This window comes from Hymenobacter caeli, assembly GCF_013294115.1.
Lineage (GTDB): Bacteria > Bacteroidota > Bacteroidia > Cytophagales > Hymenobacteraceae > Hymenobacter > Hymenobacter caeli.
Genome location: NZ_JABSNP010000037.1, coordinates 1 through 9,999, shown reverse-complemented (window position 1 = coordinate 9,999; position 9,999 = coordinate 1). Strand labels below are relative to the sequence as shown.

The 9,999-nt window shown below is 63.8% G+C and carries 7 protein-coding genes; 3 read left to right on the top strand and 4 right to left on the bottom strand.

From position 1 onward, the window contains the following. Positions 1–273 precede the first annotated feature (273 nt). The gene (gene dinB / locus HNP98_RS21385; RefSeq protein ID WP_173812233.1) at positions 274–1,353 is read left to right on the top strand and encodes a DNA polymerase IV; all 1,080 of its coding nucleotides are present in this window, start codon (positions 274–276) and stop codon (positions 1,351–1,353) included. 206 nt (positions 1,354–1,559) lie between these two features. Then, on the top strand, positions 1,560–1,826 hold the full coding sequence (locus tag HNP98_RS21380) for a hypothetical protein (RefSeq protein ID WP_173812231.1): 267 nt from the start codon (positions 1,560–1,562) through the stop codon (positions 1,824–1,826). A 502-nt stretch (positions 1,827–2,328) separates the two neighbouring features. Here the strand turns inward: HNP98_RS21380 and HNP98_RS21375 are convergent. From HNP98_RS21375 to HNP98_RS21360, 4 genes are all read right to left on the bottom strand, one after another. Further along, complete coding sequence (locus HNP98_RS21375; RefSeq protein ID WP_173812229.1) at positions 2,329–3,117, bottom strand: GH12 family glycosyl hydrolase domain-containing protein; 789 nt, start codon at positions 3,115–3,117, stop codon at positions 2,329–2,331. Between the two features lie 292 nt (positions 3,118–3,409). After that, entirely contained in the window at positions 3,410–4,171 is a 762-nt protein-coding gene (locus HNP98_RS21370) for a DUF2625 family protein (RefSeq protein WP_217425869.1), read from the bottom strand. Positions 4,172–4,220: 49 nt separating this feature from the next. Further along, positions 4,221–7,382, bottom strand: coding sequence for a glycoside hydrolase family 2 TIM barrel-domain containing protein (locus HNP98_RS21365; protein WP_173812228.1), 3,162 nt, complete (start codon positions 7,380–7,382; stop codon positions 4,221–4,223). Positions 7,383–7,742: 360 nt separating this feature from the next. Beyond that, positions 7,743–9,593 carry a glycoside hydrolase family 2 protein gene (locus HNP98_RS21360; protein WP_173812226.1) on the bottom strand — a complete coding sequence of 617 codons (1,851 nt, stop codon included), beginning with the start codon at positions 9,591–9,593 and terminating at the stop codon, positions 7,743–7,745. Positions 9,594–9,789: 196 nt separating this feature from the next. On the opposite strand from HNP98_RS21360, the gene HNP98_RS21355 reads away from it, so the two are divergent. After that, entirely contained in the window at positions 9,790–9,933 is a 144-nt protein-coding gene (locus tag HNP98_RS21355) for a hypothetical protein (RefSeq protein ID WP_173812225.1), read from the top strand. Positions 9,934–9,999: the final 66 nt, after the last annotated feature.

Sequence of the window (9,999 nt, the reverse complement as noted above, 5' to 3'; positions counted from 1 at the left end):
GGCATTCGGCCCTCGGTTATCTCGCCCCCAACCACTTCGAAACCCATTTTCAAACTACGTCCCAACTCTGTGCGGCTTAGCTAGACCACCTCAAACGTGGCTACTTTAATTACCGACTACGGATGTAGAGGACGGCTATAATTTCCATTGCAGACAACCAAATTCATTGCGGAGCAGCTTGGCTGGGGCCCCAATTGCTCCTAACGATTACCGGGCAGCTAGCTCAACTCCGGCAGCCCGGATCGGGGCGGTGGGCTAATTTTGCTCGACTTCATGCCCGTCCCCGAACCCCGCAAAATCATTCACCTCGACATGGACGCGTTCTACGCCTCCGTGGAGCAGCGCGACGACCCGGCGCTGCGCGGGCGGCCCGTGGCCGTGGGCGGGGCCCGCGCGCGGGGCGTGGTGATGGCCGCCAGCTACGAGGCCCGGCAGTTTGGGGTGCGCTCGGCCATGCCGGCGGCGGTGGCGCGGCGCAAGTGCCCCGCGCTGGTGTTCGTGCCGCCGCGCTTCGAGGTGTACAAGGACGTGTCGCGGCAAATCCACGCCATTTTTGCTGAGTACACGCCGCTGATTGAGCCGCTCTCGCTCGACGAGGCGTACCTCGACGTGACCGAGAACCGGCAACACGAGCCGCTGGCCACGCGCATCGCGGCCGAAATCCGGGCCCGTATTTTTGAGAAAACCGGGCTCACGGCCTCGGCGGGCATTTCCTACAACAAGTTCCTGGCCAAGCTGGCCTCCGATTACCGCAAGCCCAACGGGCAGTTCGTGATTCGGCCGCACCAAGGCCCCGGCTTCGTGGCGGGGCTGGCGGTGGGGCAGTTCCACGGCATCGGGGCGGCCACGGCGGCGCGGCTGCACGGGCTGGGCATCTTCACCGGGGCCGACCTGCGGGCCCAGCCCGAGGCGCTGCTGCGCCAGCACTTCGGCAAGGCCGGCGGCTACTACTACGCCATTGCCCGGGCCGAAGACCACCGCCCCGTGGTGGCCGACCGCCAACGCAAGTCGGTGGGCGCGGAAACCACGTTTGAAAGCGACCGGCGCGAATTTGATGACCTGGCTGCCGGCCTGGGGCCCTGCATCGCCAAGGTGTGGGCCCATTGCGAGCGCGCCGGCCTGCTGGGCCGCACCGCCACGCTGAAGGTGAAATACGCCGATTTCCAGCAGATTACCCGTAGCCGCAGCCTGGCGGGCCCCGTGGCGGGCCCCGAGCAGCTGGCGGCCGTCAGCCACGACTTGCTGCGGGCGCTGCTGCCCGTGCCGCAGGGCGTGCGGTTGCTGGGCGTGGCGCTGTCCAACTTAGGGCCGGCGGCCGAAGCCGCGGGCCAGCAGCTGGCCCTGGGGCTGTAGCGCGGCCGGTAAAATGCGCAACCGAACGGCAATGGTCCGATTTAAGAAAACGTTCGGGTAATTGCGGGGCGTAATCATTTGGTGCGGCTATAAAAATTCAATTGTACAGTGTGAGTTTTTTTAAATAATATGAGTGAAGGGGAGAATTAAACGCAAAAGTGTGATTTATATTTGCGGCACGATTAACTTAATTTTCACCAAAAAAAATGGCTTTGAACTTCGATGAATTCCAGAAAGTCGTGGAAACGGCACAACACGCCGACGCAGTGAAATCCGACCTGAAACGCACCTTGAAAAAGGTAACGAACGCCTTGGAAAACCTCCAGGCCGCGCTTGGCGAGATGGAAACGGTGCTGGCAGACGACTACGTAGCGGCCCCGAAAGCCCGCAAACCCCGCAAACCCCGCGCCGAAGGCGATGCCGCCGCCGCTGCCCCCAAGAAGCCGGGCCGCCCGAAGAAATCAGCCGCGTAAATAACGGCTCGCAAAAAAAATACCCCGTCTTCAAGTAAAGGCGGGGTATTTTTTTGCGAGCCGTCCGGGCTATATGACGAAAAAGTAGGAGTTGTGTCGCAGTGGTTAGAATATCTTTTAAAAGCAGGAAGTTGCCGACGGTAAAAATAAATTTCCCCTCTAAATAGCTTTAATGTCAATTTGTTTTTGAGATATTAATCTTCACCAGCCAGTGTGATGTGCAGCTGCCCGATACCCATACTGAAACTGCCTGGGAAAAATAATCGAACGTCACGGTGGGCTTGTCGAAACAGCTCTGCCGCGCCGTTTGGGCGATTGAACGAAGCGGCAGAGAGGCTTCGGCTGCGCGGACGCCAGGCAAGCACGACGTTTCAGGAATTTCTGGTTGCTTCCTAAACAGTTTCACCGAAAATCCCATTGGCACCCGACGCGGCCAGGAAACGTAAAAAGCGGGCCCTGGGGGCCCGCTTTTTTGTTGAACCGCTGCCGTAGGGGCCGCTGCTTAAATGCCGCTCACGCCGTAGCTGGTGGTTTTGAACGTGCCGCCGGAAATGATTTCCCAGCCGGCCTGGACGCTCGTCATGTAGTTGGCGTTGCTCATCCAGCCGCGGGCCACGCAGTAGTCGATAATCGGCTTGGCGTCGAGGCTAACCCAATTGGTTTTGGTGGTGGGCAGAAACGAGAACACGTTGTTGCGCCGGTAAATATTCCAGGTTTTGCCGCTAAGGCTCACGTTGGCGGCGTAGGGCACGGCGTTGCCGCTGGCGTCGTAAGCAGCGGCAATCGGGTTGGTGTTCTGCCACGTCAGCCAAATCATCAGCTCGTAGGTGGCGGCCCGGTTGCCGGGGTTGGCCGACGGGTCGAACCAGATGTCGTAGGCCGCGTCGTAAGCCGTGCCCGACGACGACTGCGTGAACCAGGTGTGCACGTTGCCGAGCGCGCTGATTTTCTTGGGCAGGCCGGTGCCCGACGAGCAGCCGCCGTAGTGGCAGCCGAACACCACCGCCGGGTACGCCTTGATGCCGGTCGACGTGTTGGTGTGCGACGCGTTGACGCCCCAGTCGTTGATGCTGTTGAAGTATATGCACTGCGAGCCGGCCCCGGCCTTGCTGGCCCCCCACACGTCGTTCATCATGAAGTACTGGCCTTCCGAGAGGCTGCCGCCGCTGCATTCGGTGGCGTTTTGCGGCGGCGCGGCGGCGGCCACAGGGGCTGCCGGCGTGGTGGCGTTTTCTTTGGAGCAGCCGGCCAGCGCGGCGGCCGCCAGGGCGGCGATGATGATTTTTTTCACGGGTGGGTAGAAAATTGAAACGTGGAAAATGGTGGGAAGGATTACCGCGGAACCGGGGTTCGGGGCGGCGGGCGGCCGTTGCGGTTGGTGGTGGGAATTACTGAGTGCTGCACAAGGCTATGGGGTGTATTTTTTCGGTAAGGTGCTAAATTTAAATGATGTGCCCGGCACAAAGCGGAGCAGCACGGGTGCTGCGAGTCCGTGGGTGGACCAGTAATTGTCCCGCGATTAGCGGCCAAACGAAGCGAAAGCACTCCGTTTTACAAGGTGCAGTAAGGCGCTGGGTTAAGCATCATTTTTGGCCATCGAGCTGGCGTTGCATGTCTTGGCCAAACGACCACAACTCAGCAATGGGCACTGCGGTGCGTTTGTTCTTGGCCGCGTTTTTCCCTTCCGTAGTGAACAAAAAAGGATAGCAAGCCAAACCTTGGTTGCCGGTTAACAGCCCTATTTCTTGCTCCCAGCCTTTCCACCGAAGGCCGTGGTAGAAGTTCTTCAAATCGCCGGAGAAAGAAAAAATCAGGAACTCAGAGTAAGTTTTGTTCAGGGGCTGCCAGTGTAAGCTTTCGGGAGCAAAGTAGAATACTTTACCTATCGACTCCTGGCCGAAAGCACCCCCGTTGAGTGCGTAAAAGCCGCCCAGCACATCGTCCGCCACCAGCAGCAAGCCCCTTATTTTGCCCTGGTTCCAGCTCATCAGCGTGCGGTTCAGACCGGGGCTGCCCGAACCCAGAATCCGAAGCCAGCCACCATCTACCAAAATGCCCCCCGTTTCGTAAACGATTGCTCCCAGCGGCGACCGGGTGGTGACCTGCGCGGCCACCAAGGCGCTGTCGGCCCGCGCCGGCGTCCTGAGCAGTACTTGCACCCTGTTGGTGGCCTCCCGAATCCAGGTGCTTACCAAAGGCCACCCGGGGTCCTGTTGGTTGATCAACTCACCCAAAGAACGGATCGGCGGTTGCTGGGCTTGCATTGGAAAATGCCAAAATAAATTGAAAAATAAGGCGATGCTGAGACGAATTGTCAACGCTGAAAGAATTTGATGGACTTGCATAAAGTATCAGCCGAGCCGGTGGGTGCGGGGACGCAAAGGGGCGCGGCAACTACTTCAAGCCCAGACTGCCAACAGTATGGGGCCCGCCCAGCAGGCGCATGGTGTAGGTGTAGGCGTACTGCTTGGCGAGCAGGCGGTAGGGCTCGTGGGGCAGGGCCCCCCAGCTGTTGTCGCCGCCCACGCCGCGCTGCTTGAGGTCCACTTGCAGGCACACGAAATCGAAGGCCCGCGCGTCGTTCAGGTGCTGCTGCTTCTTGGTGAGGCCGGGGTCGAGGAATTCGGTGCGGGTGTTGAGGGCGCTGAAGCACAGCGGCTGGGCCCCTTCGATTTGCAGGCCCTGGCCGGCGGCGTCGGTCAGGCGCAGCCAGCGCACGTCGGTGCGGTAGCCGCACTCCTGGGGCCGGATGTAGGTGGTGGTGAACTGGCGGGCCACCGAGTCGCGGTAGGTGCCCAGGAACGCGGCGGTGTTGCGGTCGCTGTAGTTTTCCCAGGGGCCCCGGCCGTAATAGACCAGCTGGCCGAAGCGGCCGGGCAGCTCCAGCCGCATCCCGAAGCGGGGCAGCTCGGGCAGCTGCTTGCCCGTCATGTCGAGGGCGGCCGTGACTTGCACCGCGCCGTCGGGCTCGACCAGGTATTTTACGGTGTAGGGCACGCCGAGGTCGGCCAGCAGGTAATCCACTTCGATGGGCAGGCCGGCGGCGGTTTGCTCGCCCACGGCCACGCGCTGCACGGGGCGGTTGGCGTGGGCCGTGCGCCAGGCCCCGAGGCGCTCGGGCATGTGGTTGCCGAAGTCGTTGTCCGTCGGGGCCCGCCAGAAGTAGGGCTCGGGAAACTGGTCGATGACGGACTGGCCCCGGCGCTGGTAGCTAATCAAGCGGCCGGTTTTGGTGTCAAATTCGCCGCGCACGTTGCCCGCCGCGAAGGCCAGCCGGTCGCCGGTGCGCGCCACTTGCAGGGCCCCGGCCGTCGCCGCGGGCCGGGCGAAGTAGGCGGCCCCCGGCGTGAGCACGAACTGCTCGCGGGCCATCTCGTGGCCGGCCGGCACGGCGGCGGTGGCGGTCCTGGTTTGGGCAAAAACGTTCAGCACGTACTCGGTGCCGGGGGCGGCGGGCAGGGGCCCCAGCGGCAGCGCCACTTCTTGTTGCTGCCCGGCGGCCAGCCGGGCGGCGAAGGTGCCGGCCCGCAGCGGGGCCCCGTTCTTGAGCAGCTCCCAGCGGAAGGCGTAGTTGTCCAGGGTATTGAAGGAGAACCCGTTGCGCACCGTGAGGCGGCCCGTGGCGGGCTGCGCGGCGCTGAAGCGGATGTCCTGGTAGCTCTTTTTCACTTCCCACAGGCCCGGGTGCGGGGTGCGGTCGGCGGCCACCAGGCCGTTGGCGCAGAAGTTCTCGTCGTTTTGGCGGTTGTAGCCGCCCAGGTCGCCGCCGTAGGCCCACCAGGGGCGGCCAGCGGCGTCGGTCTGCTTCATGCCCTGGTCCACCCAATCCCAGACGAAGCCGCCCTGCAGGCGGGGGCTGCTGCGGATGACGTCCCAGTATTCCTGAAAGTTGCCCGTGCTGTTGCCCATGGCGTGGGCGTACTCGCACATGATGAGGGGCCGCTTGTTGGCGGGGGCCGCCGCGTAGCGCCGCAGCGAGTCGAGGCCCGGGTACATGGGGGCCACGACGTCGGTGTCCCAGTCGCCGCCGGCCTGCTCGAAGGTCACCAGGCGGCTGGGGTCGCGCTGCTTCAACCACCGGTACAGGTCGTGGAATATCGGGCCGTTGCCGCACTCGTTGCCCATGCTCCAGAGGACGACCGAGGGGTGGTTTTTGTCGCGCTCCAGCAGGCGCTCCACCCGGTCGCGGTGCGCGGGGGCCCACTGCGGCAGGTAGGCCGGGTGCTGGGTTTTGTCGAGGCCCCAGGGCTCGTCGCCCATGCCGTGGCTTTCGATGTTGGCCTCGTCCACCACGTACAGGCCGTACGCGTCGCAGAGGCGGTACCACAGCTCGGCGTTGGGGTAGTGGCAGGTGCGTACGGCGTTGATGTTGAACTGCTTCATCAGCTCAATGTCGCGCCGCATCGACGCCTCGCTGATGACGTGGCCCGTGATTTCGTCGTGCTCGTGGCGGTTCACGCCGTGCACCTCCACGGCCACGCCGTTCACCAGCAGCTGGGCGTTTTTCAACTCGATTTTGCGGAAGCCGATTTTGGTGCCCGTCACGGCCAGCGGGCGGCCCTGGGCGTCGGCCAGCGTCAGCAGGCACTGGTAGAGGTTGGGCTGCTCGGCGCTCCAGGGCCGCACGTTTTTGATGCTGCCGCTGAACGCCACGCTGGGGGCCCCGGCGGCCACCGGCTGCTGCTGGCGCAGCACGGGGCGGCCCTGGGCGTCCTGCACTTCCACCGTGAGGCGGGCCCCGGCGGGGGCCGCGCCGCCGAAGTCGCGCAGCGCCACGTCGGCACCGAAACGGCCCTGGCGGTAGGTGGCGTCGAGGTCGGCCTGCACGAAGAAATCCCAGATGGTGTGCTTGGGCAGGGCCCACAGGTACACGTCGCGCTCGATGCCGCTGAGGCGCCAGAAGTCCTGGTCTTCAAGGTAGCTGCCGTCGTGCCAGCGCGTTACCTGCACGGCCAGCTGGTTGTCGCCGGCGTGCAGGTACTGGGTCACGTCAAACTCGGCCGGCGACTTGGCCGCCTTGGTCATGCCCACGCGCCGGCCGTTCACCCACACCACCGCGTAGCCCGTGATGGAGCCGAAGCGCAGCAGCACCTCGCGCCCGGCCCAGCCGGCCGGCACCGTGAACGTGCGCCGGTAGCTGCCCACGGGGTTGTCGCGCCCGTCGATAAACGGCGGGTTGCGCGGAAACGGGTAGGTGATGTTGGTGTAAATCGGCACGCCGAAGCCCTGCATCTCCCAGTTCGAGGGCACCGGAATGGGCTTCCAGGCCGCGTCGTCGAACGCTGCCTGGGCGAAGGCCTCCCCGGGCTTGTCGGCCGGCCGGCCCACGTAGTTGAATTTCCAGGTACCGTTCAGGCGCTGGTAGTAAGGCGAGCGGGCGTAGTCGTCGGCCCCCGCGTCGGCGGCCTTGTCGTACACCATGAAGCTGGCGTGCGGCCGCTCCTTGTTTTGCTCGAACAGGAGCGGGTTTTCCCACTCTTGCGGCGTGGGCTGGGCCGCGAGGGGCCCGGCGAGCAGGAGCAGGGCCAGGCTGGTGAAGTAGCGGAAAGGAGGCATGTGGGGGAAGGGAAGGAAGGGGTAAGAACGGCCCGGGCTGCCGGCTTTTCGCCGGCTGCCCGGTAATCGCAGAACGGTTGTTTTAGGGCAGTCGCCGATGAGTGATTTAATAACGGCGCAAACGGGGCGCCTCACCCCCTAGCCCCCTCTCCGAAAAGGAGAGGGGGAACTAGTTTTTAGCTCTAGTAAAGCTAGAAGCTAAGACTAAAGCTAGTCCCCCCTCTCTTTTTCGGAGAGGGGGCTAGGGGGTGAGGCGGCTGGTTGTGCGCGGCAACAAAGCAAACTTGCCCTGGCACCCGGCAATCCTGGCAACGATTACCGGGCAGCCGGCGAAAAGCCGGCAGCCCGGGGCGGAGGCCCTCACTTGCCCGGCTTTTGCCACTGCTGCTGCTTGCGGCGGTAGTACTCCTGCAAGCTGAAAAAGGCCTGCTTGCGCACACCGCGCTCCGAGAGCAGGCCCTTGCGGTTGTAGAAGTCCTGGATGTCGGGCAGCGGGCGGCGGGGCGAGCGGAAATCCATCAGCACCCAGGGCGAAGCGCCGCGCAGGAACGGAATCTTGTCGAGCATCTTGAAATTGTTCTCGAACACCGCCGTTTGGTATTCCTCCGTCCAGCGCTCGTCGGCGGGGCCGTGGCGGCCCTGCTGGGCCCCGCCGCCGTACTCGCTCATCACCACGGGCTTGTCGTAGGTATTTTTCCACTGCAAGTCGCCGCACGATTCGGGCGTGCCGCCGTACCAGCCGCAGTAGTTGTTCATGCCAATCACGTCGAGGTACTGGCCCAGCGGGTCGTCGATGGTGCGCACGCCGGCCTCCGAGGTGTGGATTTCCAGGGCCCCCGTCACGAGGCGGGTGGGGTCGAGGGCGCGCACCTGGCCGGCCAGGCCGCTCAGAAATTTCAGGCGCGGGGCCCCCGGCGGCGTCTCGTTGGCCACCGACCACAGGATGACGGCCGCCCGGTTGTGGTCGCGGGTAATCATGTCGGCCAGCTGCTGGCTGGCGTTGGCGTACACGGCCGGGTTTTCCCACTCAATGGTCCAGTACACCGGAATTTCCGACCACACCAGGATGCCCAGGCGCTCGGCCTCGCGGATCATGGCCTCGTTGTGGGGGTAGTGGGCCAGGCGCACGAAGTTGCAGTGCAGCTCCTGGGCCCAGTGCAGCAGGGTGCGGTCCTCGTCCACGGTCGTCACGCGGCCGCCCGTCATGGGGGCCACTTCGTGGAGGCAGATGCCGCGCAGGTACACGGACTGGCCGTTGAGCAGGATGTCGTTGCCGCGCGTTTCGATGGTGCGGAAGCCGATGGAGTCCTGGTACGTGTCCTGGCCGCTGCGCACCTGCACCCGGTAGCGGCGCGGGTGCCCGGGGCCCCAGCGCTCCAGGCGCTTCACGCGGCCGCTGAAGGTGGCGTAGCCGGCGGCGTTGGGCGTGACGGTGGCCTGCCAGCGGGCCTCGGGAATGCTGACCGTGACGGGCTGGGCGCGGGCCCCGCCGTCCACCTGCACCCAGCCGGCTACTTCGTCGGCGCTGCCCTTTTTGAGCTGCACGAAGGCGTCGCGCACGAAGGTTTCGGGCGTTTCCACGAGCTGCACCGAACGGGTGAGGCCCCCGAAGTTCCACCAGTCGCTGTTGTTGGTCGGGATGTCGGTGCGGTGGCGGGTGTTGTCCACCTTCACCACCACGAAGTTTTCGCCCTCCTTAAGCCGGTCGCCCACCTCGAAGTTGAACGGCGTGAAGCCGCCGGTGTGCTCGCCCAGCTTCTCGCCGTTGAGGTACACCTTGGCGTCGTAGTTGGCCGCCCCGAAGTACAGAAACTCGCGCTTGCCGGCCGTTTTATGGAAGGCAAAGCTCTTCTTGTACCAGACGGTGCCCTCGTACAAAAACAGCTTTTCCCGCTGCGTATTCCAGTCGCCGGGCACCTGCAATTGCTCGGCCGTGTCGAAGTCATATTCCACCAAGTCGCTCTTGTCCTTGGGCTTCTGGTTTTTGAAGAAGCCGTTGGGGCTCGGCACGTAGCGGTAGGAGTAGTACCCGTTCTCCATCGGGTCGATGAGGATGCGCCAGGCCCCGTCGAGGCTTTGGGACGGGCGGTTGGGCACGTTGGTGAGCAGCGGGTAGGCCGCCGCTGCCGCTTGGGCCGTCGCCTGGGCCACCGCCGGCTGGGCGGGGGCCCCCAGTGCGCCAAGCAGCAGGACCAATACAAGGTTTTTCATGGCGGAAAGTAAGCAAATCTGGCCCACTGGTTCAGGTGATGAAAACACCCGCTGCATAGATGTCCCGGCAATTCGCGGCCAGATTCAGGCCTGTGGTTGGCCGCCCGGTCCGGGGCCTGCTGCCGATAAGCTCCACTTAACGACCCGGCCCCGGGCCCGTATACCGAGGGTTCTTAAATAAACTCCTTTTAGTAACATGAACCAGCCCACCACTCCCACGTCCGCCGACCAGCCCACCGGCCTGCTTGATAAAGCCCGGCACGCCCTTACCGACGGCCCGGTAGCCGACTTGATTGAAAAAGTGCCGGCTTCCCTTAGAGGGTATAGGGTAAAAACATAGAGATTTACCTTTGCCGGATGAATCGCCGTGCTTATTCAACCGATTTGACTGCTGAACAATGGCTTC

Excerpts from the sequence above, each read along its gene's own strand:
- dinB (WP_173812233.1), top strand. The coding sequence starts at position 274 with ATGCCCGTCCCCGAACCCCGCAAAATCATTCACCTCGACATGGACGCG.
- HNP98_RS21380 (WP_173812231.1), top strand. The coding sequence starts at position 1,560 with ATGGCTTTGAACTTCGATGAATTCCAGAAAGTCGTGGAAACGGCACAA.
- HNP98_RS21370 (WP_217425869.1), bottom strand. The coding sequence starts at position 4,171 with ATGCAAGTCCATCAAATTCTTTCAGCGTTGACAATTCGTCTCAGCATC.
- HNP98_RS21365 (WP_173812228.1), bottom strand. The coding sequence starts at position 7,382 with ATGCCTCCTTTCCGCTACTTCACCAGCCTGGCCCTGCTCCTGCTCGCC.
- HNP98_RS21360 (WP_173812226.1), bottom strand. The coding sequence starts at position 9,593 with ATGAAAAACCTTGTATTGGTCCTGCTGCTTGGCGCACTGGGGGCCCCC.
- HNP98_RS21355 (WP_173812225.1), top strand. The coding sequence starts at position 9,790 with ATGAACCAGCCCACCACTCCCACGTCCGCCGACCAGCCCACCGGCCTG.